Origin of the sequence: Sphingomonas sp. Ant20, assembly GCF_000783375.1 — a bacterium.
GTDB classification, from domain to species: Bacteria; Pseudomonadota; Alphaproteobacteria; order Sphingomonadales; family Sphingomonadaceae; genus Sphingomonas; species Sphingomonas aerolata.
Genome location: NZ_JRVI01000046.1, coordinates 136,389 through 158,275 on the forward strand (window position 1 = coordinate 136,389; position 21,887 = coordinate 158,275).

Sequence of the window (21,887 nt, forward strand, 5' to 3'; positions counted from 1 at the left end):
CCGCCTTGTTCGCACGCTTTTGAGAACAACTCTAACACGCGGGGTTACCCCAGTCCCATGCCGCGGCTCTGCGCAGGCTTCTCGCTACCACTGTGTTCGGCCGCTCGCGAGGACATGATAGCCGCCTGCCGCTCGCCGGTCCGCATCTCGATCGCGTCCGCCAGCTTCTCCTTGCTATCGGTATAGATCGCGGCGTGCTGCTTCGCCCGGCTGATCGCAACATAGGCAGATTTGGCGTCCACGGTGTTCGCCCGGAAGCTCTCCAGATGCGTCATCGACCGATCGGCGGTCGCACCCTGGCTGCCATGTACGGTGCCGACCCATCCGTGCCGGACGTGCCGGTCGCCGGCATGATCGAGGCTCAACGTGTGTTCGCGCCCTCGCGCATCGATCGCGGTCAACATCCGCTTCTCGGCATCGATCCCGACCACCGCCGCGGTCGCACCGTTGACTCGGCCCGCTTCACGATCGTTGCGGGTGAACTGCACCCGGTCACCGGCTGCAAACTCACGGGTGATCTCGGCAAAGCTCTCAGATTGACCGCGGCCCCATTTATCAAGCCGCCAATCGATCGCCCGACCCTCTTGGGTGCGTAGCTCGATCCGGTTGGCGTCACGATCGACGCGGGCGATCCGGTAGGCCTGCCCCTTCTCGATCCCCTGCCGCTCATAGTCGCGCCGGAACGTCACCACGTCACCCGTCTCGTAGCTGCGCGCGTGACGCGCCTCCTCGCGGGTCAGGCCCCTGCTCTCCAGTGTAGTCGCGTTGATCGTCTCACCGCTCAGCGTTCCATCCTTGCGCAGTTCTGCACGGATCGCATGGGTCAGCAACTCGCGCCCTTCGCGCGTCGTATCCATCACCAGCGTACGGGCACGCTGATCAGGTGTGAGTGCGACATAGTCGCGGGCGATGGCACCACGTCGGTCGCCAGCATCGGCTATCTCGGCAACCTTGCCCCCACCGCGCTCCAGCGCTTCCAATGCCCGCCGGCCGTCGCCGGCGATCGTCGCTTCCACCGCTTCGCGGGTCAGGTCGTTCTCCTGACGTACGATCTTGTCGAGCACGAACGTCTTCATGCCGGCGTCCTGGAGCTGCCCAAAGGCGCGCCCGGCCTCAACAGACCCAAGCTGCTTCACGTCACCGACCAGCACCACGCGCGCATTCGCCCGCTCGGCCATGCTTAGCACGCGCGCCATGTCACGCGCGCTTACCATCGAGGCTTCGTCGACGATCCAGGCCTCACGACCGCGGCTGGCCTCGGTAACAAGCTGCTCACCGGTCAGCACCGCCTTGGCGACCGTCTCACCCTTGGCACCGATCGCATCACCCAGCACGCTCGCCGCGGCAGCTGTGGGCGCAAAAGCCCGGACCTCATAGCCTGCGCTGCGCATCCCCTCAGCATAGGTAGCGAGCACGGTGGTCGTCTTGGCGGTACCAGCATAGCCCTGCACACCTGCCACCCGGTCCTGCCCCGTCAACAACCCGATCGTCGCTGACTGCTGGCCTTCCGTCCACTTGTGCCCCCGTGCCTCGGCGAAGAACGCGGCGGTGGTAACGATGCGCGCCGCTTCCTGCCGATCGTGCGGCGTATCGGCAGCACCACGTCCGCTATGTTCGACCGCAAGCATCCGGCGCTCGGTCGCCACCGCATCGCGCGTAGTGAACCCCTGCCCTGCCGCACCGCGCTCGCGTGCGACCAACTCGCCACCTGCCTTGGCCCGATCGACCGCCGCGGCAATCTCGGTTGCGTTAGCCCGGCCGCCTGCGTGCTCGCCAGCCCGTGCCTCCAGCGCTGCGGCACCGAACACCGCCTCGCGCTCGGACAGCTGCCGTGCCGCGGCTGCCACCGCCAGCAAGGCCGCGGCTTCGGCACGACCGGTATCGGCCAGCCCGCGCGTAGGCATCTTAGCGGCACGTGCCTCGCTTTCGGCGATGGCCGCTACTCGCTCGGCCGCACTGAAGCCGATCGCATCTGCCTGCTCACGCCAGCCAGGTACCAGCGCCTCTCGCGGGATCTCCTGCTTGGCCTGGCGGGTGGCGAGGGTCAGCGTCGCCTTCTCGGCCGCGGTGGCATCGGCACGGGTCTTGCCACGTTCGGCCAGCGCTGCTTCCACCTGATTGCCGCGAGCGCTGAACTCCTTGATCGCAGCCTCCGGCACCGCGGCCAGTTCAAACATCGATCCCCTGGTTTCGCGCAAACCATAGCCAAGCTCACGCGCGCCTTGCGCCAGCGCCTGCCGGTAGACCGCGCCTGCATCCTTGTAGATGCGGTAGAAGGCGAGGCTCTCGACGCTGCGCCAGCTACCATCCTTGTCCTGGGTCGCGTTGAGGATGACCGAGTGGCTGTGAAGCTGCGGGTCCTGCTCACGGCTGGTGTTGTGACGGAAGGTCGCAACCGCCAGCTTGCCGGTCTCGATAGTGCGGATATCGCCCCCGGTGCGGATACGCGTCGCGGCGCCATGGCGTTCGACATAGGCAAGCGCAGTCTTCACCGCTTGGTCATGCACGGCGATCAGGCGCCGATCGCCGGCGACCTCGGCCATGATCGACACTGATTTTGGCGCGGAAAACGTCATGTCCCATCCCGGCCGATGCTCACGCTCGCCATTACGGATGGTGCCAAGCTGCTGGCCGTTCGGCAGCTCGCCCTCCAGCCCACGCTTGAAAGCGGCACGGTCTACCTCGCCCTCAAATCCCAGCGCCTTCGCCCCCTCTCCGAACCATGCGCTAGGTGCCTCGCCGCCTTCAGAGTAATAATCGTCGGACTCGTAATAGCTCGCCGCCTGACCTGCACTCTTCAGCCCGGCGACGCTGGCAACCACCTACAATGCTCCGCCCGCGGTACGATCCGTAGCTGGTTCCGGCACAGGTACTGGTGACGGGGCGGTGCTCGACCGTGCCGGCGATGCCGACAGCGGTACGGTTGGCTCGGCGATATCGGGCCGCTCCATATGCGCGCGGTCGATCGCCACGCGGGCGATCGGCAGGCTGGAGAGGCGCAGGAAACCGGTCAGGGGCGGCAGGTCACCGATCTCACTATCGAGCACGATTGGTTTGGTGGCGCGCGTGGTCGATAGCGATCCCTTGTCTGTCCAGGCGTCGCTGTCCAGCGACGCGGAGGAGCGATGCTCCTCGATCTCGGAGCGACCCAGCAGCTCGGTCGCCCACTTGGTACTCTCAGGGTCACCCAGCCGCATGACAAGCTGGGTGCCAGCCTGACCAACGATCGTGCCCGCGGCATTCTGCCCGTAAGTATCGCGAAGCTGGCCGATTGCCTGAAACGCGATCACTACCGCCGCACCGAACTTACGCCCTTCGGGCAGCAGCGTTAGCAGACCCGACGCACGCGGCAGCGCGGGCAGCTCGTCCAGCACCAACCACGCACGCGCCGCGCCGCGGATCGGCCGGTCGAGGATGGCTGCGACAGCGCAATCCAGCCAGCAACCAAGCAGCGGTTTCGCCGCGGCGAAATTACGCTTGCGCGAGGCGAGGAAGATCCACGGTTTCGCGCCCTCAATGGTGGGCAGGGCCTGGTAGAAATCGTCGAAGCTGATCGTCGTCCCATTACCCGGCGCCGGCTTCAGCGTGCCAACGATCTTGGCTGCTTCGGCAAGGCAGAACAGCACGCTCGCTGTCGCTTTGTCGGCATCTTTCTGGAACACGCGCGCAGCCTCGGTGCCACTCGTCAACGCCGCCAGCTCGTCGGCTGTCATGTCGCGGAGCGCACGGGTCAGCTCAGGAACATTGCCCCTGCCCTGCTCCCACAGACGACGGATGACGGCTGCAACGACAAGCCGGGCCTGGTCGTACCAGACGTCATCACTGGTCGCGTTGCCGCCCGGCTTGGCAACGTAAAGCCTGCCAACCGGTCGGCGTCGGACGCGGACCGCACGTCATCAAACGGGTTCCAGTAAGCGCAGCGGGCGTCGAACGGGTTCAGGATGAGGTCGCCGCGCTCGGGCCGGTAGTAGCGCGCGACATAGCCGCCATCCACGTCGTGGACGAAGGCATGTTGCCCGCGCCGCTCCACCTGGTCGAGCAGCGCCCAGATCGCGGTCGTCTTGCCGGTGCCGGTAGCTCCTGCAAACAGGAAGTGCCGCGCTTCCTCACCTTCCGGCACGGGCACGCCTCCGATCGTCACCGGCCGCTCGGCGGGATTAATCCGCACAAGCTGTGCAAGGTGGCCTGCCTCTACTCGCTCGGCGCCGCGCACCGTTCGGTCGCGGCCAGCGCGTTCGCCTTCCGTCAGCCAGGCGCCGCGACGCCAGCGGTAGAGCGGCACGCCGATCGCAATACCGCACAAAAGGGCAAAGAAACCCATCCGCCATAGCAGCCGCTTAAAGCCGCGGGCGGTAGGACTGTCGGGGTCCAGTATCTGATCACGGACGTTAACCCGCATCCCGGCTTCGTAGGTGCGCAGATTGCGGTCGAAGGGGTGCAGCAGCTCGGCGCCTTGCGTCTTCAGGTACAGCGCCGCCCCGCGCCGGGTGAGATCGGGTGCGGTTTTCCATCCCGCCAGCGCGCCGACGCCGGCGCATAGGAGGAACAGGATCGCCGCCACTTGGGCGCGGGCGTTAATCCCGGCCCAATGCCGGTTGCGGCTCGCCTGGCCACGGGAGAGTGTTTCCGCCCGGCTAGCCATCGTACCGAATCCACAAGGCCATGCGGACGCCCCCGTCGCACCGGTAACACGTTGCTACCGGCTCTCTCGAATTCGCATCCTTTCATCACCCCGAACGAATGACAATCCGGTCTATCGGTATCGTTCGACCACGTTCCAGAAAGCGGTCAAAATTCGCTCTGTACGGTCCGTCTTATCGAAGCCGGCCTCGTAAAGCCGGGCACGGAAGACGTTCATCACCAGGTCCATGCCGATCCCGACCCGGTCGCACTCATCCAGCATCTCACGAAACTCGGGCGGAAGGACGGAGTCTCCCTCCGTTTTGAGGAAAGCGGCACCGGCCTCATTGTCGTTCGCACTGTCCATGACGAAATCTTCTTCAGCGATAATCGTGTCGCTTATCCTAATCGCTTTCGATCAGAGCCGCAGCCCCTCCTGAAAGCCCGCCAGGGTGGGGATCGGTAGGGCAAGGTGCTGGTTCGTCATCCGGCGTGCCCCCGGGTCTCCGTCGGCGCTGTATTCGCGACGATCGTACTTTCGCTAGAGCCAGACGGATGTGCTCCTTTGAAGAGCGACGGGCAGGTGAATCACGGAACGGCATAGGACGCCTCCTGATGAGGTGCCCTATGTAAGCAAGACAGCTCGTGATTTCCATCCCATCCCCAAAGGCTGGATTAGGCTTCTTCAGAAAAGCTCATCGAGCATCAGGTGGAATTGCAGCTTGCGCGGATCGGGATCGGCAATGCCGTATTGTTCGAAAAAACGGGCCTGCAACGACGGACCGAACTCTCCCAGGCTGTTCCACGCTATCGCCAGATCCTGGTAGCGATCGGCAATCCCGACCCGCCCCGTGTCGATGCAACCAACGACCTTGCCCTCATGGATGAGGAGATTGTCGAGGGAGAAATCGCCATGCGTTACCACCGGATCGGGCGTGAGCGGCAAAAGCTCCTGGATCGCGCTCCAGACCTGTTCGGCGGTCTAGCCCTGCCGCTCCTCATCGAACTCATCGACCCCTACGAGGCCTGCATCGATCCGCATCCCGGCGCGGTACAGCCTGAGCGCATGATCGCTGTTGAAGGGGCATTCACCGACCGGGATCGCGTGGAAGCGCCGCAAGAAGGCCGCCAGCGCATCGACAACGGCAAAGCGGCTATCGGGGCTGGATGCCAGCGCCTGATACGCTGTCTGCCCCTGCATCGCCGTCATCAGCAGCCATGACTGATCAGGGGTCCGGACGAACTGAACCATGGAGGGTACAGGAACATATCCCGCCAGCCAGCGCAGCCTGGCCATTTCGTCGGTTATGTCCTCCGCAACGGCACCATCACCGTGCTTGAGAAACAGGTCAGGAGCGCCAGGCTTGCCGTGGAGCCGATAAACTACCCCGCCGGACTGCCCGACAGCATCACGCGCCCACTGATAGCCTGCCACGTCGGCAACCATAGTCGCAGGAACCAGTATCGGGCTACAGTTTCGCTCCCGCACACCATCCGTCATGTGATTGCCTGCGCCACGCTGATCAGATCCCCCCACATCACAAAAAAAGGCCGGCAAGCGACCCAATAAGTTTAGGAGAGGATGCCTGAAAGGCACAGCCATGCTCTGCTGATCACTACTTTCATGCAAGCCTTTATTGTGCATCGCAGCAGGACTTTTCAGGCGGAGGTTCGTGCTATCGAGGAGGAATAGGCGGCACGTCCCTGCCACCTTCACCCTCCCTGTTTCTCGCTGGGTTCCTGACGTGCCCTGGCAAGCTGCCGATCGAATATCTGATCGGCATCCCGCGTGATCTGCGCCTTGTGTTCAGCGCTTTCGCCCGGCCCCGCTAGCGCCGCAGCATAGGCCGCCCCCGGCCGCGTAGAGAGTCCGCTGGGTCAGCCTGTCGCTCAGCTCGGCACGTTGTGACAGTCGATCGATCGCCTCGCGCAGAGCGTCGATCTCGCCGGCAGAAACGCTGGCCGGTGCCGCCTGAGCCGGCTCAGCTCCCCTGCCCCCGACCAGTGTCGCGATGCCAAGTTCGAGCGCGCGGACGGTGGCTTGATAGACCGGCAAACCAACATCGGCCGCGTAGCTTTTCAGCGCCGCAGCTTGGGCATCCGTTACTCGACCGGTCAGCATCACACGCGCCATCGACAAGTCCCCACCGTATGCGCTGGAGAATACGATGTTTTCACCCTAAGTATAGCGTTGACGAACGCTTTGCGGTGTGATGCCATAGCCATATCCAACGATGCGACCACGCATCGACCACGCTTTGGGGGCTGCACGCGTGCGTAAGGTGTGGAATAAACTGAGCGAGACATCGTCTCGCCTCTTCTTGCCTTCTGCCTTCTTCTTAGCGGTACTGTCGTGGCGCTGAGCGGCTTCGCCTCGGGTGCGCTCGTAGCGGCGCCAATGGCGGCCGTGCTGACATGGCTGGCGGTATCGTGGCAGAGCCACGTCACGTGCGGGTGGAGCGTGACACCGCCGTCGTTCGCGCCGATCGTGCCGCGTTTGATGCCGGCTTCGATCGCGACTGGTCGGCCGCATCCGGACAGCCTCGCCCCGCCTGTGATCCGAATGCTGCGGCTGAGATTGCTCGCTTACGCAAACGTGCAAGCGACCTGGAAGCCAGGCTCGCCGGATCGACTGCCGAGCTGGAACAGGATGCGGCAGCCCTGCGGAACCTGATGGTGGAGGAAAAGCGATGATCCGATGTCGTCCCGTTACCCCTTTCGTACTCGCTTTGATGCTGACGGCATGTGGCGGAGGCGGCTCGTCCGTATCCGGTTCGGCATCGGAAACAGCAGGCTCCAGTTCGGGGTTGTCCAGCCTCTGGGAGCGCGTGAAGAGCCTCGGGATCGAGACCGGCAAGACCTACGAAATGCCAGCGCTCGGCATTATGGCAGATGCCTTCATGAGCGACACCAACTCGCGGCATGTTGCTCCTGATGCAATTCCCCAGTTGGTCATGCAACGTCGGGAAGGCGGTATCGCCCGTTTTGATCAGGCGATCGACGGTCTGATCGAGCCGACGCGCAAGGACGTGGCTGCTGTCCCGCCTGCCGAGCTGGCGAAGGTTACTCCGCTCGATGCCGCGCACATGATCTACGCGGGTCCGATCGTCGTCGCCATGCAGCCGCGCAAAGGCTGGGAAGTCGATGCGATGAAGCCTGGGCCAATACCCGCCGCGCTCGATACGCCGTTCTTTCGCGCGCACCGTCAGTCGTCGACCTACGACGAGGATGTACACGTTCGCTACATGGAGATGCTGGCGATCTCGGCGATCTACACCAACACCGTGTTCGGTATGATCGATGAGAAGATGGGCACCGCTCGCCTAGCCGATCCGAATGCTGCACGGCAGCAAGTTTTGACGGCGTTTCAGGCTATCCCTGCGCCCATGCTCAAGGCAGCGCTTGCCGATGCCGCCCGGCAGGTTAGCGGCGGAAACTTCAGCACCGATTTGACCGGCTCGGGCAATATCCACTTCACCCACACACCCGCCGGCGACTTCGTCGCAGATCCGCGCGGACTGACCTGGACCAAGGCTGGTGGCATCTGGTTTGGCGACGGCCGGATCAACGGGCAGACGGTTAACCTGCGGCTCGCCTCGACCTCATCGCTGTCGCAGCGGCAGGCGCAATCGGGAACGCAAGGCACGAACGCTGATGCGAAGGTGGAGGGAACAGGCAATGTCGGACCGGGGAAGTAGCATTATGCTGGAAAGCTATGATCCGGAGGCACCGGAAAAGTTCGAACAATGGTCGCGGGAATATCGTACGATTATGGCGAACCCGTTTCGATTGCCGCATCAGACTTTGCGGGCAAAAGCCCTTACCGGCGCTATGCGTGAGGCGATCAGTGCCGGATACTCCGACCCGAACTGTTATGTTCGCTGGCAGCTCTCTTACACGCTCCTGGAAGCCGACAGGTCGATATCTGGGCCTGGTTGCCAATGATGCCGAACGACGCTGGTTTGGACGACTGTCGGGCGGCGATCGCCCAAGTGCATGACTATGTTGAGAGAGTGAAACAGCGACGTGAAATTTTCGCGGCTTGCCGGCGGGCAGATGTCATACCGCAATATGTCCGTTCACTACCAAAGCTCACTTGGGGCACACGCTGGGCTATGTTGTGCTTCAGGCTTGGTCGCCTCCATCGCAGGTACAAGGGCTATCGCTCTGTCAGAGCAATGGACGGGTGAACCGAGCTGCAGTTGAGCGAACTCTCTTCGGGGTACTGTCGCTGGGTTCACGATCGGCGCACACGCACACCCCGCCAATCTTTTTGCCGCTGTTCGCGCTTCACGTTTGCCTACCCATCTTGTCGTGATGGGCGATGGACCTTGGCGTCATCGTCGCTCTGGCGGCGTTGTGAGGCCACACCGACCGCTATCTATTGCTCTACACCAGCAAGGCCCCATTCGGGTCCGGTAACGGCGCTGAGAGCCCTAGGAGCGCCCCTATGGAGCCTGACAGGGTCTTCGGGTAGTGGACACCCACGGCAGAGCTTATCGGGGCTCCACAGTCCGAATTCGGGCGTTAGGGCATCTACCTACCGCGAATGGCGTCTCCCGGGCGAGGTTTGCGCTCGGATCGATTACCCCACCGACGCCGAATATCAGGGAACTTTCGATCCTGATCGCTACCTTACACACTCTGCCCTCATCCATCTTGTTTTCCGTGTCTTAACCCCGACTTTCATGACTGAACGCTATCGGGAAGTCGTCATGGCAAAGAACACAGGCGAAGGTCACCGCGTCGGCTCGGTCAAGGACCGCACCCAGACCGAGACACCGAACGGTAACGAGGTGAAGCGCAACATCGATACCGGCCAGTTCATGGATCAAAAGGAAGATGGTAAGCCGTTCAAGGGCGTGGCCAAGGAGCCTGACGGTCGTCGTAAATAGGCTAGGTATCCGTAGGCACCCGCCTTTCTTCCCGCATAGCATGCGGCCGTTAGGCCGCTTTGTGACAGCTAACGCCGTCACAAAGCGAAGACGTATTGGCCGTCAGGCCAATTTCATTCTGACTGAAGCCTTCGAGTTTCTGGCGGCGGGTAGCCGTTATAGATTCTGTTAAATATGAACTGTTAAGAAGGTTAAGCTCGAGAAAAAGCTTAGAAAGCTGTTTCTTTTCATGAGTTTACGCGATCGTGTGGTGTGTGATCCCACGTGATTCGGTGTGTGATCCCACGATAGCCCGGTGTGTGATCCCACGACGTTCCGGTGTGTGAAACCACGACAATTGAAGCATAACAGTCTATGATTGTTGCTTGCCGACCGCCTTCCGGTGCATCATCCAGAACGCCTTGAGGCGTCTTTACCGCCTACGGGTGTGTGAAACCACGATAGTCAGCCCCCGCGAGCTAGCTTGTCCATGAGGTCATCGACCTCAGCAACACGCCGACGATCTGCGTCGAACCGGCTCCGTCGCTCCTTCTCAGCTTCAAGCTTGGCGGTTAAGGCAAGCGCTTCGGCTTCACCCCTGAGGCGAAACAATACCGCAGGACTGCCGTCAGCAGTTGCTACCAATTTCAACGCATAATCGGGAAGCTGGTCGGCTTCCACTACCTTGCGTAGCATCCGATTGAACTCTTTGGGCTTGCTATCACTGCCCGTTTTGTCGCGCAGTACTTCCACACGACATGTCCACCCTCCCCTCTGGTTCCCGGCATGCTTACGCGCGATGCGGTACAAAGCCCTCTCTAACCCACCAGTCAGCAAGAAATAGTCTTGGTGCATAGTAAGCAACGACCGTTCGCCCACGATGCCTTCATAAACCCAATCAGACAGCGTGATCGTCATGCCCCGTGGCTGATCTGTCTCAGGGTCTACTTCCAGTGTCCATTTATCGAGCCAGTTGAAACCGGCCTTTGTGCGTCGCCTGGGTGCGCGGATTGAGGTTGATATCGAAGTCGTCTGGAGCCGTTGCAGCGCGGCTTGCAGTTCCTGATACGCTCGGCCGCTTGTGTCTCGCTTGATACCCCGCAACAGGTCGTAGGATGTCGTGTGGAGTGTCCGAGGAAGGTCATTGACCCCCTGCTCGCGCATACGGTTCAACGTCGAGGCCGCCCAAATCAGAATATCGGCATCCCAGATCGTCGCCATTCCGTAGGCTGGAATTGCCTCAATTTTTACCCATGTCTCGCCATCGGGACTTTTGTACTCGATCGGCTTCACGCGCTTGCGCTTTTGAAGCGAAAAGAATGGTCGTTCCATAACCTCCCGCTGATCCTTGAGCGGAAGCTCGCCCATCAGCGGGATAAACAGGTCGAACTCTGGATTAGGATTCTGGCGTTTGGTCATACATCAATCCTGCCTTTCTGACGGTATGCAGGTGTGCACATCATCACACGCGGCCGAATTGTTTGTCCGCATCGTATTTCGCGACCAACTCGCTGATTGCTTCCGCGAGAAGATCCTGATGACTGCGCCTGGTACGTGCTGCCAGCACTCGGAATGCCTCGGCTGTAGGATCGTCTGGCTCAAAGTATGCGCCCAAGTGGTACTTGCCCGGACGCTTGCCGCCTGATCGTGCGGCGCTGCTCAACGGTGTCGATGCCGCCGCAACCGGTACGTTGTCCGGCTCAACCTGCTGACGTTGTTGAGGAGCCACCGCCGGCCCCAACAAGGATGTCCGCTTTGCCATTGTTCAAGCCTTCAATTTTGCAGGTGTGCAATTCATCAAATCTTCAAATAGGTGTTTTTGCAAAGCTGCAACCTCTAAAGCAGCTTTGCCTTTGGGCTCATGCTCAACCACGCCCAAACCGTAGGGCCATGCAGCACGATAAGCGCTACGCTCACGTAAGACGACACGCGCCACCCGCAGGCCGGTTGCCTCGGCAAGCTACGAGCGTCCTCCAATAGCGTTGTGGCAGTCGGAGGAGCTGCGTTCAGTACCACCACTCCCGTCCGTCCGGTGCTGGTAATAAGCTGCGCTGTACGCTTGATCGCATCCAAATCGATCAATGACGGCCGACATGGGATGACGACGACGTTTGCACGCTGCGCGGCTGCCGCTGCCTCTGCTCCGGCCGCCGGGGGAGTGTCGATGATCGTAAGCATGAAACCATTAGCTGCTGCTGCGTCAATCGCTTGATTGAGCCTGCGTGCGCTGATTGGCTCGACATGGGGATACTCAGCCGCCCGTCGCTCACTCCAAGCTGTCGCACTCTCCTGCGGATCAAGGTCGAACAGTGCCGTCTTGATGCCAGCTGCTTGGGCGGCAACCGCAAGATTAACGGCAAGCGTCGTTTTTACCAACACCCCCCTTTTTGAGCTGCAAGTGTGATAATCTGCATGTGTGCACACCTTCAATGCTGTCGATGTGCTAATATGCACATTGCCAAACTTGCACAACAGGTTTGTAGGCTGCGGGTGGCTTCACTTATGGCCTGGCAGCCTCCGGTTGGGATTGGCACTCCCAATCATTCCTCGTCCAATTGAAATGCACCAGTCCCGCGTTCCTGATTGCAGGGGGCTCGCGCGACCAACACGTCCCTACGTTCGTTGCAACTGCCCGGGCAAACGTCATGGCCCCACATTGAAGGAGCAACATTATGTCGGGCCTCAGCCTACACGACCTGTCAAAAAAGATGGCGAAGTTGGACTTTACGATGATGGCCACTCGCTCATCCAACGGCACCCTGACAGCCCGCCCGATGAGCAACAATGGCGATGTCGAATATCAAGGCGACAGCTACTTCTTCGCCTACCAAAATTCGCGGAAGATTACCGAGCTGCGCGCTGATCCGCACGTCACCCTTAGTTACACCGGTGCCGTTGGCATGCTCGGCGGGCCCCCACTGTTTGTAACTGTCGAAGGCGCCGCTGCGCTGATCGAGGACAAAGCCGCGTTTGCTGATCACTGGACCAAGGATCTCGATCGGTATTTTCCCGAGGGCATCGACACTCCCGGTATCGTGATGATCCGTGTCGATGCAAAGACGATCCGTTACTGGGATGGTAGCGACGAGGGCGAGATCGCCATCTGATCGACGCATCCGAAACGCCTTCCACACAGGACTTCCGTGCATTGTCGCGGAAGTCCTAGATTCCGGACGTTTCGAATGTCGTCATTTTCGCGACACTAGAATGTCTGCTCTGAGCAGGAAGGGGACCGGCTGGAGGATGTTTGGAATCGTACGCTAAGCTGCCCGAGCGTTCCGATTGGGATCGTGAACCCGGAAAGTCAGGTCGCCGGCTATCACTGGCCGTTACTCACGCGCTCCAACCGCCATCGATATTGTAGGTCGCTCCGGTCACAAACCCTGCCTCGGGTGAGGTGAGATATGCCACAAGGCTCGCAACCTCGTCTGGCGTGCCATGTCGGGGGATAGCAAGCGGGTTTCGATTTGTGACGGCGTTCGGACCATCCGCAGGGTTGCGTTCGGTATCGATCGGCCCCGGCTGAACTAGGTTCGCGGTGATACCACGCTCGCCTAAATCCCGTGCTAGGCCGCGTGTCATGCCTCCCAACGCGGCTTTGCTCGCCGCGTAGAGCGTGCCGCCAGCGCCGGGCATTCTGTCCGCCACGATGCTTCCGATCGTCACGATCCGCCCGCCTTCGGTCATCAAGCCTGCCGCCTTCTTTGCTGCAAGGAATGGCGCTCTGACGTTCAACGCAAAAGAGCGGTCAAACGCATCGTCCGGGTAATCCTCAAGCGGCCCTACGATTGCCGTTCCAGCTACGCTCACCAAAATATCAAGTCGGCCAAAATGCTGCACGATCTGATCCATCACGTCGTTGAGCGCGCCCGCATCGCTAACGTCTGCCTGCACTATAAGGGCATGACGGCCTGCCGAACTCAACTCACTTGAAAGACGCTCGGCGTAATCCGACCGGCTTAGAAATGTTGCCCCAACCGATGCGCCATCAGCCGCCAACCTTCGGCTGATCGCTGCACCGATGCCACGCGTTCCACCAATGACGATGGCAACCTTCCCGTCGTGAACCCGCATAGCTTTCCTCGGTTAACGTCTCGGTTGCGTTACACGGTAGCCGCCTCGCGCGCACCGCCACAACATTGCCGTTCAATCTTTGCGGAAACGATGGTCAATCGGGAATCACTGCTCGCCGGTGATAGGCTCGATCAGATCCCATCGGTTGCCATAGAGGTCCTCGAAGACAGCCACGATGCCATATGGTTCATGGCGAGGCGCTTCGACGAAGCGGATACCTCGCTGCGTGTACGCGAGGTGGTCACGGGCGAAGTCATCCGTTTCAAGAAACAGGAAAACTCGACCTCCGCTCTGATCGCCGATCGCTTCACGTTGCCTATCCCCGATAGCCCGCGCCAGTAGCAGTCCACTCCCCGCGCCGTGCGGCGCGACCACCACCCACCGTTTGCCATCTGTCAGCGAGGTGTCGTCACGCAACTCAAAGCCAAGCTTATCGACGAAAAAGGAGATGGCGGTGTCATATTCGTCGACGAGGAGGGCGGTCAGGTTCAAGCGCTGAGGCATCCGGTGACGCTGCCCTAACTTGGACGATGAGCCAACGCCCGCTTCTCTCAGGTGGGTTTTGGGAATTGCAGCCGATCGATCGTTACCGTAGCATCGTGACGTCCTCGGGAGCCTTTCGAAATGATCCAGCGTCACCGCTAAAGCGGCAAAGCATACGCCAGCGGAGTAATCCGCCGACTGGGCTCTGTTTCGAGAACATCATGCAAAGACTGAATAACAAGACGTGCGTCGTCACCGGCGCTGCGCGTGGCATCGGCCGCGCAATCGCAGCTCGCTTCCATGACGAAGGTGCGGTCGTCATTGTCACCGACATCGACGAAGCAACAGGAGCGGCAACAGCGACTGAAATCGGGTGTCGGTTCGAACCGCTCGATGTACGCGAGGAAGCTGATTGGTTGCGGTTAGCTGCCATCGTTCCCGTAGCCGACGTGGTGGTCAACAATGCCGGCGTGACGGGGTTCGAAGCCGGCATGGCACCCCACGACCCAGAACATGCCAGCCTAGCGGACTGGCGCGAGGTTCACCGTGTCAACCTCGACGGGACATTCCTCGGTTGTCGCTATGCAATAGGTGCGATGAAGGTTGTGGGGGCAGGATCTATCATCAACATATCTTCCCGCTCGGGACTGGTCGGCATCCCTGGCGCTGCGGCTTATGCCTCGTCCAAGGCGGCGATCCGCAACCACAGCAAGACGGTCGCGCTCTACTGCGCTCAACAGGGTTGGAAAATCCGCTGCAACTCGGTCCATCCGGCCGCCATCCTCACGCCGATTTGGGAGCCGATGCTGGGCACCGGTCCCGATCGGGACGCCAAGATGCAGGCGCTAGTCGCAGATACGCCGCTCAAGCGGTTCGGTATGCCCGATGAAGTCGCGGCCATTGCGGTAATGTTGGCCTCGGATGAGCGACCTACGTCACAGGGACAGAAGTGAACATCGACGGCGGGCTGCTGGCCGGTTCTGCCGCTTCACCCGGTTAATGCCAGCGACGGGCGTGGTCGATCACGCCCGTTCGCCTTCCCGCCAGCGAAAGGCGATCGAAACGGCTGAGGCTTTTCCCAAAAGGATGGTATAATGAGAAAGGCATGATTAACCCTTGAAAGCCGTCTTTCGTTGATAAACGCCGCGTACGTAAACCTCGCTTTCGTGTAGTGACCCCGACAAGGCGACACCGTGCCCGCGCGATCACGTCACGGTGCCGGGCCGGGCATCAAGAACGGACCGGCGCTGGCCGGACACGGCGCCCAAGCCGTTCGGAATGCCATCACGCGCACCATACTATCTTGCCGGCAGAGCTGTCGCTCGCTGACCTGGGATCAAGGTGCGGAGGTGGCGCAGCATGCGCGCCTGAAGGTCGACGCGCGTGAGGTGTATTTCTGCGATCCGCAAAGCCTTTGCAGCGTGGCACGAACGAGAACACTAACGGGCTGCTGCGCCAGTATTTCCCTAAAGGCACCGACCTCACCGTGCATAGCGCCGACGCACTTGCGGCCGTTGCCGCGACGCTCAATGGCAGACCACGCAAGACGCTGGGCTGGAAAACACCAGCCGAGGCGCTTGACCGATGCCTTGCACAGATAGACAAACAGCGCGTTGCGACGACCTGTTGAATTCGCCGCAATGAGTTTCAAATTAACAAGGAAACGATGTCAGATGAGTCTCGCTTATTTCCTTGGTGTTCTTCTAGCCACCCAGCCTTATGCGCTAAGTGACATGGCAGTTATGCCGGAGCTCGAAAAACGCTGCGCGCGAAAACCATCAGGTTCTGCGAGCCAGTCCGTTCAACGGAACGTGGATTATGGACTTTCAGCCTAGCAAAGATGCCGAACCGGAAATTTTTATCGCTTGAACGTGGCGTTTTCTCGCGCGGCGATGCAAAGTCGAAAATTAGTGTGAAAGCTGATGGCCGCTCTTACCCTGTACAGGACGACGGTTATGTCGATTCGATCGAGGTCGCGGCCATCGGTTCCCGTGAGGTACGCGAGCGCGATTACTTTAGGGGAAAGCTTGTCTATTCGGTGAACTACCGCGCATCTGCGGATGGCGATAAGCTCACCAAGACGGTCGTAAACCATAGCAAGCCGGACCATCGGGCGATCATAAGCACGATCACGAGCCGGCGGATCGGCGGGCTGCGGCACTCCGGTTCAGCAGTCGCCGGCACTTGGAAACTAGTCGGAATTGAAACGACGCGAGGCCACCGAACCGAAACGATTCTGCTGCGAGGTTCTCGGTTCACGTCCGTTACGCCAGGAGGTTCAGGTTTTGACGCGACGATCGGCGGACCGCCAGTCCCGGTCAGGGGCGATGCTGCGGATGGCCGGATAGCCGTTAGCATGCCGAACGAAAGCGTCATCGTGATCGACATGTCGAGAAACGGAAAGGCAACTGTCCACAAGACGATGACCCTTTTACCCGATCAGCGCACGATCGCCGTTTCCGCACGACGTCTGAACGACGGCGTCAATACCGAGTGGATATTGCGAAAACAGTGATTGTGGCTAAAACAGCGTAATTACTCACGGGGGGGCTCGCAGTGACCTGATTAGGCGACGGCGAACTTGCCATCAACAAGGTGGCGCATGGCCGGGAGCGTAGACTTGCCGCTGAGGCGGGCGGTCCCGGTGACGGAGCGGTATCCGGCATGGATCTGGGCACCCCAATCTGAGCGGAAACCGTTGGTCACCTTACGGAGCACGACTGAGGGGCGGATTTCGCGCTAGAAAATGTTGTTGGTGGCGGGCACGCTACGATTGGTGAGGAAGACGAAGAACATCCGTTAGGCTTTGATCTGTTTGAGTAGCGCCTTGCCCGCGGGGTGTGCGACAGGCTTCTGCATCAGCCCGAGATCTGTTTTTGCGGCATAGCTCACCAAGTACTGTCCTTGAGATTGTGTCGTCGCCTGCCAATCCCGCTCGCCCATCGCAGATGGTCGCGGTTCGTGGGTGCGAAGATCGTATCACCGCTGTCGATGGCATACTGAACGTTACGCAGGACATGGGCGAGACAGACTTGATGCGCTCCCGCCAGATCCTGTTGGCCCTGCATAGCGGTCAGACACCCAGACGTCGGGCTGGTGACCCCCCAAGACTTCCTCGGCGACATGGCGGGCCCGGCTTGAGGCAACCTTGTACCACCGCCTAGTCTGAGATGAACACTCATTACCACTGGATTACGCCGTTGGTCGGCGTGGTCGTTTCATCCGAGGCGATGATCCGCGCGCCGCGCAGCTTGTCATGGATCACGCTCGTCACGGTGCCATGTGCTGACCCATCTGTCGAAGATGTTGGCGATGGAGCCTTCCGAGATGGTCAGGGCGAACACTTCAACCGCAAGCCGCGACAGACACTAGAGTATCCGTTATGATCAAGCGGCCTTATTAATCCATTTGCGGTCGGCTTTGAGCAACGTATTTGCGAGAACGATGAGCTTGCGCATGATTGCGGTGATAGCGACCTTGGGCGGCTTCCCGGCGGTGACCATCGTCTGATATTTGGCTTTCAGATCGACGTTGAACCGCGTGGCGACGAGGGCCGGCATGTAGAGCGCTTGGCTGAGAACGGCGCGCCCACCGCGGATGTGGCGTTTTCCGCGATACTGCCGGCTATCGCGGGCTTGTGGGGCGAGACCAGCGAGACTGGCGACCTGCTTGCTCTCGAGTTGACCGAGTTCAGGCATCTCGATGAGCATAATCATAGCGGTGAGTGCACCAACGCCGGGTATGGAGATGAGTATCTCGAAGCGCGACACCAGCTCAGGATCGGTCTGCAAACGCGCGTTCAGGGCAGCGTCGATGGCGGCGATCTGACGATCGATCCGTGTTAGCCGTTGCGCAGCATGTCGCTTCAGCAATGGCGACCGACACGCATGCTCACGGTTCCTGGCAGCGGTACGATCCTTGATCAAGGCGAGCCGAGCAATGTGAAGCTCCCTCATGTCATCGATAGCTTCGCTAGTAATCTGTCTCACCGGCGGTGTCAGAAGTGCGCCCATGCGGGCCAGCATAGCGGCATCGATCGCATCGGTTTTGGCGTGTGCGCCAGCGGCTTGGGCAAAGCGCCGCGCCTGTAGCGGATTGACCTTCGCCAAAGGGAGCCCTGCGTCGCCCAGTCGCCGCTCCAGCCGATGATGATATGGCCCAGTCGGTTCGAAGACGATACGGGCGATGTCACGGTCGCCAAGCCAACCGAGCAACGCCTTGATGCCATTGGCGTCGTTGGCAAACTGGCGAGCGATGCCCGCCGGGTGAAGATGCACGTCGAGTGTCGATTTGGAGATATCGACACCGACATTCTGCGCTACGATGGTCTCCATCTTTTCCAGGTCCTCTGCTTGTCATGCGGGCCAAGGCCCACGTATCCGTTCAGGCCACGGGAAAAGAGGAGGGCGATCAATCTCTAGCTCGGCCCATTACGGCCTGCGGTTTTGCGATCTGTCCCTTCCCTCGTCGACGAGTTTGCGGCTCGTCGGCGACGGCCTTTCTTGCCAGAAAGATTGCCACCTTCATAAGACAAGCGGTTTCCGATCAGTCTGCATCGTAACCAGCGGCTGCGGAATAGTTCGAGCATTCCTGGGGCGAGTAGAGGTCGACGATGCGGCCGATGGCATCCCAGAGGGCGTGTATGGTCCGCTCGGCCGCTTTTCGCAGATGCGCCTTCAGCTTGGAGAAGGCCATCTCGATAGGGTTGAAGTCCGGGCTGTAGGGCGGATGGAACAGGAGCCGGGCACCTGCCGCTTCGATGGCGGCGCGCACGGCCGGCGCCTTATGGCTGGACAGGTTGTCCATGATGACGACTTTGCCGGGTGAGAGTTCGGGCACGAGGACGCGGGTCACGTAGGTGGTGAAGGCATCACCGTTCATCGGCCCGTCGAGCACCCAGGGTGCGATCATGCCGGTGCGGCTCAGCCCCGCCACGAACGTGGTGGTTTTCCAGTGCCCGTGCGGCACACCGGCCCGCAGTCGTTCGCCACGTGGGGCTCTGCCATAGCGACGCGCCATTTTCGTCGATGCCCAAGTCTCATCGATGAAGATGAGCTGCTCGGGATCGAGAACGAGCTGACCGTCGAACCATTCCTCGCGCCGCTTTAGGATGTCGGGACGATCCTACTCCGTGGCGTGCGCTGTCTTTTTTTGCGCGTGATCCCGCGCCGAGCGAGAACCGCCATATCGTGCCAAGCGCGACCTCGGTGCCGTGATCGGCCAGAAGTGCCTGCAACTCGGCTAGAGTGGTATCGGGCGTCGCTTTGTAAGCGTTCAGGATCAAGCCGGCAGCGCAGCCACGTCGCGCGTAATATGATTGCTTACGGATAGCGGCTTTACACCAGGAGTTGCGATGGTTGACGCGATACGAGAAGAATATTGCTCGGACCAACGCCCCCTTCCAAGCCGAAGCGACTTTTTTCAACAGCCTCGAACGGTTATGACCCTCGGAGGGAGGGCGGCGGTATTCGACCATGCCGGGGGTCACTGCATATGTGGACGGCTCCCTCTTGCAAGATATGAGCGGCGGTATTTTGATCGCTTGCGTTCATATGTACGGCCTTTGGGTGCGGCCACATATGGTCGCTGGCCAAGCTGGTATCCGCAGCACGGGTTCTTAACACGAAAACGCCTTTGACGGCCAATGTAGTGACCAGAGTGTCCCGAGCCTTAGATCGATCGATCACACCAACTGCTGTTCTTGCAAGATTTCCTTTCAATTAGTACAGGATCGTCGATAGCTACCGACGCTGTACAATCGAATTTCTATACTGGTAATAGCTCTGGCGCGGTTGATCTACGCGAGTAGTTCTCCCCGCTGACCATAAGCTTCCATGCAATTCTCGCCATTTTATTGGCGAGGGCTACCGCTATTATCTTTGGCTTCTTCCGCTCGATCAAGCCAAGCAGCCAAGGCGTGGCGTGGCGCCCGTTTTTCTGGCGTACTTGCCGGATCACGGCAGTCGCACCGACGACGAGCGTACTTCTTAGCAGCTCATCGCCAGCGCGGGTTATACCTCCTGATCTTACCTTGCCTGCGGTCGAATGATCTCTCGGCGTCAGCCCGATCCAGGCGGCAAAGTCTCTCCCGGATTTGAATAGGCGGGGATCCGGGGTTTTCATCATGAGCAAAGATGCGCCGATTGGGCCGATGCCGGGGATATGCGCAAGGCGTTGGCTGCACTCGTTTTCACGATGCCATTCCATCAGCTTCTTCTCTACCCGTTCAATCTCGGCTTTCAGCTGCATGTACTCCCCGGCATGCAGCGCGAAGAGCTCGCGTGCCAAGCTGGGGACAGCGTCATTTTCGGCAATGCTGTCGAGCAACGGCTCGATCCGACACATGCCGGTCGCCGCGGTAATGCCGAATTCCGAGGCGTATCCCCGAATGGCGTTGGCAAGTTGGGTTCGTTTGCGGATCAACCGGGTCCGCATCCCCATCAGCATCAGAGCCGCCTGCTCCTCGGCAGTCTTCACCGGCACAAAGCGCATGGTCGGACGGCTTGCCGCCTCGCATAGCGCCTCGGCATCTGCGGCATCGTTTTTGCCGCGCTTGACGTATGGCTTCACCAGTTGTGGCGCGATCAACCTGACCTCATGTCCCAGCGAAGTCAGAAGCCGCGCCCAGTGATGCGAGCCAGCACAAGCCTCGATAGCTACCAATGTTGCGGGCAACTTCTCGAAAAACCGGATCATTTCCTTGCGCGCCAGCTTCCGGCGCAACACCGGCCTTTCCGCGGCATCGACACCGTGCACCTGGAAGACACTCTTTGACGTGTCCATCCCAACTCTGATAATCTTCTCCATGGGCGGCTCCTTCATATGAGGCTGGCAACGACCTCATCGTGGCACATTGCGATGCCGTTGGGAGCCGTCCACCCCAACACGAAAGTGAAGTTTACGTACGCTAGGATCGAACGAACGGCGAACGCGGACGGTCCTAACGTCTGAAGGGAATGACGACAGCCTGATCGAGGAAGACGCGCATGCCTTCTTCTTTAACGGTCTGGCGGAAGGCGGCATGAGCCGCATCGTCGGTCGCGAAGAGGTCATCCCACACCGTGGACGTTCCATTCTCATTTTCCACTTCGAGCGACCAACCCGGCTCATTCTCGAGCCTTATGATATTTACACTCACGGTGATGCCCTGCTCTGTAACGACGCCGGATAGGCTCGAAGTGACGATGTTGGGGTCGCGTTCGTGCATCACTCTTTCCTCATGCTTTGCTACGGTTTGGCAGCGGCGCCTTCGAGCGCCTTGTAGAGCGCTGTTTTACCGACTTTGAGCCGCGTGGCCGCCTCCCGGACCGTCAGGCCTGCCGCGATATGATCGCGCGCCTTGCGCAATTTGTCAGGCGTGATGACCGGACGCCGACCGCCAAGGCTCCCCCCGTTCCCGCGCAGCCTTCAAGCCGGCGTTGGTGCGCTCGCGGATCAGGTCGCGCTCGAACTGGGCGAGCGAGCCGAAGATGTTGAACACGAGCATCCCGCCCGACGTGGTGGTGTCGATCTGCTCGGTGAGCGATCGGAAACCAACGCCACGCGCGGCCAGTTCGCCGACCTTTTCGATCAGGTGGCTCATTGAGCGACCGAGGCGGTCCAGCTTCCATACAACTAGCGTGTCACCGCCACGTAGATAGGCCAGGGCCTCGGCAAGCCCCGGCCTATCAGTTTTAGCGCCGGACGCATGGTCGTCGAAGATGCGCTCGCATCCGGCCGCGTTGAGCGCGTCGTTCTGTAGCGCCAGCTTCTGGTCGCCGGTCGATACCCGCGCATAGCCGATCAGCGCCACGGTCGGTTCCGATCTGTCCGTTGTCCCATCGATTTGCATTCTTG

The 21,887-nt window shown here is 60.5% G+C and carries 19 protein-coding genes and 7 pseudogenes; 8 read left to right on the forward strand and 18 right to left on the reverse strand.

Annotated elements, in window-relative coordinates; all coding sequences use genetic code 11:
* Window positions 1-44: 44 nt before the first annotated feature.
* The 6 genes and pseudogenes from mobF to NI18_RS08350 form a co-directional block, all read right to left on the reverse strand.
* On the reverse strand, window positions 45-2,822 hold the full coding sequence (gene mobF, locus NI18_RS08330) for a MobF family relaxase (RefSeq protein WP_037529314.1): 2,778 nt from the start codon (window positions 2,820-2,822) through the stop codon (window positions 45-47).
* Window positions 2,823-3,776 carry a type IV secretion system DNA-binding domain-containing protein gene (locus NI18_RS22230; protein ID WP_306286305.1) on the reverse strand — a complete coding sequence of 318 codons (954 nt, stop codon included), beginning with the start codon at window positions 3,774-3,776 and terminating at the stop codon, window positions 2,823-2,825. It lies immediately after the preceding gene.
* Window positions 3,731-4,642: a type IV secretion system DNA-binding domain-containing protein gene (locus tag NI18_RS22235; RefSeq protein ID WP_084215112.1), complete on the reverse strand. Its 912-nt coding sequence runs from the start codon at window positions 4,640-4,642 to the stop codon at window positions 3,731-3,733. The genes NI18_RS22230 and NI18_RS22235 overlap by 46 nt, the downstream gene beginning before the upstream one ends.
* A 111-nt stretch (window positions 4,643-4,753) precedes the next feature.
* Window positions 4,754-4,987, reverse strand: a complete 234-nt coding sequence (locus tag NI18_RS08340) for a hypothetical protein (RefSeq protein WP_037529316.1) — start codon at window positions 4,985-4,987, stop codon at window positions 4,754-4,756.
* Between the two features lie 318 nt (window positions 4,988-5,305).
* Window positions 5,306-6,121 (reverse strand): annotated as a pseudogene (locus NI18_RS08345) (APH(3')-I family aminoglycoside O-phosphotransferase).
* A 306-nt stretch (window positions 6,122-6,427) separates the two neighbouring features.
* Complete coding sequence (locus tag NI18_RS08350; protein WP_128082139.1) at window positions 6,428-6,742, reverse strand: hypothetical protein; 315 nt, start codon at window positions 6,740-6,742, stop codon at window positions 6,428-6,430.
* Between the two features lie 293 nt (window positions 6,743-7,035).
* Here NI18_RS08350 and NI18_RS22240 point away from each other — a divergent pair, with 293 nt between their 5' ends.
* The 4 genes from NI18_RS22240 (at window position 7,036) to NI18_RS08360 (ending at window position 9,515) form a co-directional block, all read left to right on the forward strand.
* Window positions 7,036-7,314 carry a hypothetical protein gene (locus NI18_RS22240; protein WP_128082140.1) on the forward strand — a complete coding sequence of 93 codons (279 nt, stop codon included), beginning with the start codon at window positions 7,036-7,038 and terminating at the stop codon, window positions 7,312-7,314.
* Between the two features lie 134 nt (window positions 7,315-7,448).
* A complete protein-coding gene (locus NI18_RS08355) occupies window positions 7,449-8,318 on the forward strand; it encodes a hypothetical protein (protein ID WP_037529322.1) in 870 nt (289 codons plus the stop codon).
* Window positions 8,319-8,322: 4 nt separating this feature from the next.
* The gene (locus tag NI18_RS24230; protein ID WP_128082141.1) at window positions 8,323-8,565 is read left to right on the forward strand and encodes a hypothetical protein; all 243 of its coding nucleotides are present in this window, start codon (window positions 8,323-8,325) and stop codon (window positions 8,563-8,565) included.
* Window positions 8,566-9,308: 743 nt separating this feature from the next.
* Window positions 9,309-9,515: a hypothetical protein gene (locus NI18_RS08360; protein ID WP_306286297.1), complete on the forward strand. Its 207-nt coding sequence runs from the start codon at window positions 9,309-9,311 to the stop codon at window positions 9,513-9,515.
* A gap of 444 nt (window positions 9,516-9,959) precedes the next feature.
* Here the strand turns inward: NI18_RS08360 and NI18_RS08365 are convergent, their stop codons facing one another.
* From NI18_RS08365 to NI18_RS26720, 4 genes and pseudogenes are all read right to left on the reverse strand, one after another.
* Window positions 9,960-10,913 carry a replication initiator protein A gene (locus tag NI18_RS08365; protein ID WP_037529323.1) on the reverse strand — a complete coding sequence of 318 codons (954 nt, stop codon included), beginning with the start codon at window positions 10,911-10,913 and terminating at the stop codon, window positions 9,960-9,962.
* Between the two features lie 43 nt (window positions 10,914-10,956).
* The gene (locus NI18_RS24235; RefSeq protein WP_128082142.1) at window positions 10,957-11,256 is read right to left on the reverse strand and encodes a ribbon-helix-helix domain-containing protein; all 300 of its coding nucleotides are present in this window, start codon (window positions 11,254-11,256) and stop codon (window positions 10,957-10,959) included.
* 3 nt (window positions 11,257-11,259) lie between these two features.
* Window positions 11,260-11,430, reverse strand: coding sequence for a hypothetical protein (locus NI18_RS26715; protein ID WP_306286310.1), 171 nt, complete (start codon window positions 11,428-11,430; stop codon window positions 11,260-11,262).
* Window positions 11,431-11,528: 98 nt separating this feature from the next.
* A pseudogene (locus NI18_RS26720) lies at window positions 11,529-11,948 on the reverse strand (ParA family protein); the annotation flags it as partial.
* Window positions 11,949-12,166: 218 nt separating this feature from the next.
* Between NI18_RS26720 and NI18_RS08370 the strand changes: the two are divergent.
* A complete protein-coding gene (locus NI18_RS08370) occupies window positions 12,167-12,601 on the forward strand; it encodes a pyridoxamine 5'-phosphate oxidase family protein (protein WP_037529324.1) in 435 nt (144 codons plus the stop codon).
* A gap of 226 nt (window positions 12,602-12,827) precedes the next feature.
* On the opposite strand, the gene NI18_RS08375 is transcribed toward NI18_RS08370, so the two are convergent.
* The gene (locus NI18_RS08375) at window positions 12,828-13,568 is read right to left on the reverse strand and encodes an SDR family oxidoreductase (protein ID WP_037529325.1); all 741 of its coding nucleotides are present in this window, start codon (window positions 13,566-13,568) and stop codon (window positions 12,828-12,830) included.
* A gap of 105 nt (window positions 13,569-13,673) precedes the next feature.
* A complete protein-coding gene (locus NI18_RS08380; RefSeq protein WP_037529326.1) occupies window positions 13,674-14,072 on the reverse strand; it encodes a VOC family protein in 399 nt (132 codons plus the stop codon).
* A 200-nt stretch (window positions 14,073-14,272) separates the two neighbouring features.
* Here NI18_RS08380 and NI18_RS08385 point away from each other — a divergent pair.
* The 3 genes and pseudogenes from NI18_RS08385 to NI18_RS24240 all read left to right on the forward strand — a co-directional run bounded on the left by NI18_RS08385 (window position 14,273) and on the right by NI18_RS24240 (window position 16,566).
* Window positions 14,273-15,051, forward strand: a pseudogene (locus NI18_RS08385) (SDR family oxidoreductase).
* A gap of 319 nt (window positions 15,052-15,370) precedes the next feature.
* Window positions 15,371-15,681: pseudogene (locus NI18_RS23220) on the forward strand (IS30 family transposase); the annotation flags it as partial.
* Window positions 15,682-15,891: 210 nt separating this feature from the next.
* Window positions 15,892-16,566 (forward strand): hypothetical protein, encoded by a 675-nt coding sequence (locus NI18_RS24240; protein WP_128082143.1) that lies wholly within the window; start codon window positions 15,892-15,894, stop codon window positions 16,564-16,566.
* Window positions 16,567-16,616: 50 nt separating this feature from the next.
* Here the strand turns inward: NI18_RS24240 and NI18_RS26725 are convergent.
* The 6 genes and pseudogenes from NI18_RS26725 to NI18_RS08420 all read right to left on the reverse strand — a co-directional run.
* Window positions 16,617-17,416: pseudogene (locus NI18_RS26725) on the reverse strand (transposase); the annotation flags it as partial.
* A 21-nt stretch (window positions 17,417-17,437) separates the two neighbouring features.
* Window positions 17,438-18,385 (reverse strand): IS110 family transposase, encoded by a 948-nt coding sequence (locus NI18_RS08400; RefSeq protein WP_037529328.1) that lies wholly within the window; start codon window positions 18,383-18,385, stop codon window positions 17,438-17,440.
* A 211-nt stretch (window positions 18,386-18,596) separates the two neighbouring features.
* Window positions 18,597-19,305: pseudogene (locus NI18_RS08405) on the reverse strand (IS630 family transposase); the annotation flags it as partial.
* 512 nt (window positions 19,306-19,817) lie between these two features.
* Window positions 19,818-20,858, reverse strand: coding sequence for an IS110 family transposase (locus NI18_RS08410; RefSeq protein ID WP_037529412.1), 1,041 nt, complete (start codon window positions 20,856-20,858; stop codon window positions 19,818-19,820).
* A 133-nt stretch (window positions 20,859-20,991) separates the two neighbouring features.
* Entirely contained in the window at window positions 20,992-21,258 is a 267-nt protein-coding gene (locus tag NI18_RS08415) for a hypothetical protein (RefSeq protein WP_037529330.1), read from the reverse strand.
* Between the two features lie 20 nt (window positions 21,259-21,278).
* Window positions 21,279-21,843 (reverse strand): annotated as a pseudogene (locus NI18_RS08420) (recombinase family protein).
* Between the last annotated feature and the right edge of the window lie 44 nt (window positions 21,844-21,887).

What these genes read in the sequence shown, in the direction of transcription:
- NI18_RS22235 (WP_084215112.1), bottom strand. Translation starts at nt 4,642, where the DNA reads ATGGCTAGCCGGGCGGAAACACTCTCCCGTGGCCAGGCGAGCCGCAAC.
- NI18_RS08370 (WP_037529324.1), top strand. Translation starts at nt 12,167, where the DNA reads ATGTCGGGCCTCAGCCTACACGACCTGTCAAAAAAGATGGCGAAGTTG.
- NI18_RS08350 (WP_128082139.1), bottom strand. Translation starts at nt 6,742, where the DNA reads ATGCTGACCGGTCGAGTAACGGATGCCCAAGCTGCGGCGCTGAAAAGC.
- NI18_RS08375 (WP_037529325.1), bottom strand. Translation starts at nt 13,568, where the DNA reads ATGCGGGTTCACGACGGGAAGGTTGCCATCGTCATTGGTGGAACGCGT.
- NI18_RS08360 (WP_306286297.1), top strand. Translation starts at nt 9,309, where the DNA reads ATGACTGAACGCTATCGGGAAGTCGTCATGGCAAAGAACACAGGCGAA.
- NI18_RS08365 (WP_037529323.1), bottom strand. Translation starts at nt 10,913, where the DNA reads ATGACCAAACGCCAGAATCCTAATCCAGAGTTCGACCTGTTTATCCCG.
- NI18_RS08415 (WP_037529330.1), bottom strand. Translation starts at nt 21,258, where the DNA reads ATGCACGAACGCGACCCCAACATCGTCACTTCGAGCCTATCCGGCGTC.
- NI18_RS24230 (WP_128082141.1), top strand. Translation starts at nt 8,323, where the DNA reads ATGCTGGAAAGCTATGATCCGGAGGCACCGGAAAAGTTCGAACAATGG.
- NI18_RS08410 (WP_037529412.1), bottom strand. Translation starts at nt 20,858, where the DNA reads ATGGAGAAGATTATCAGAGTTGGGATGGACACGTCAAAGAGTGTCTTC.
- NI18_RS22240 (WP_128082140.1), top strand. Translation starts at nt 7,036, where the DNA reads ATGGCTGGCGGTATCGTGGCAGAGCCACGTCACGTGCGGGTGGAGCGT.
- NI18_RS24235 (WP_128082142.1), bottom strand. Translation starts at nt 11,256, where the DNA reads ATGGCAAAGCGGACATCCTTGTTGGGGCCGGCGGTGGCTCCTCAACAA.
- NI18_RS24240 (WP_128082143.1), top strand. Translation starts at nt 15,892, where the DNA reads ATGCCGAACCGGAAATTTTTATCGCTTGAACGTGGCGTTTTCTCGCGC.
- NI18_RS08400 (WP_037529328.1), bottom strand. Translation starts at nt 18,385, where the DNA reads ATGGAGACCATCGTAGCGCAGAATGTCGGTGTCGATATCTCCAAATCG.
- NI18_RS08380 (WP_037529326.1), bottom strand. Translation starts at nt 14,072, where the DNA reads ATGCCTCAGCGCTTGAACCTGACCGCCCTCCTCGTCGACGAATATGAC.
- NI18_RS08340 (WP_037529316.1), bottom strand. Translation starts at nt 4,987, where the DNA reads ATGGACAGTGCGAACGACAATGAGGCCGGTGCCGCTTTCCTCAAAACG.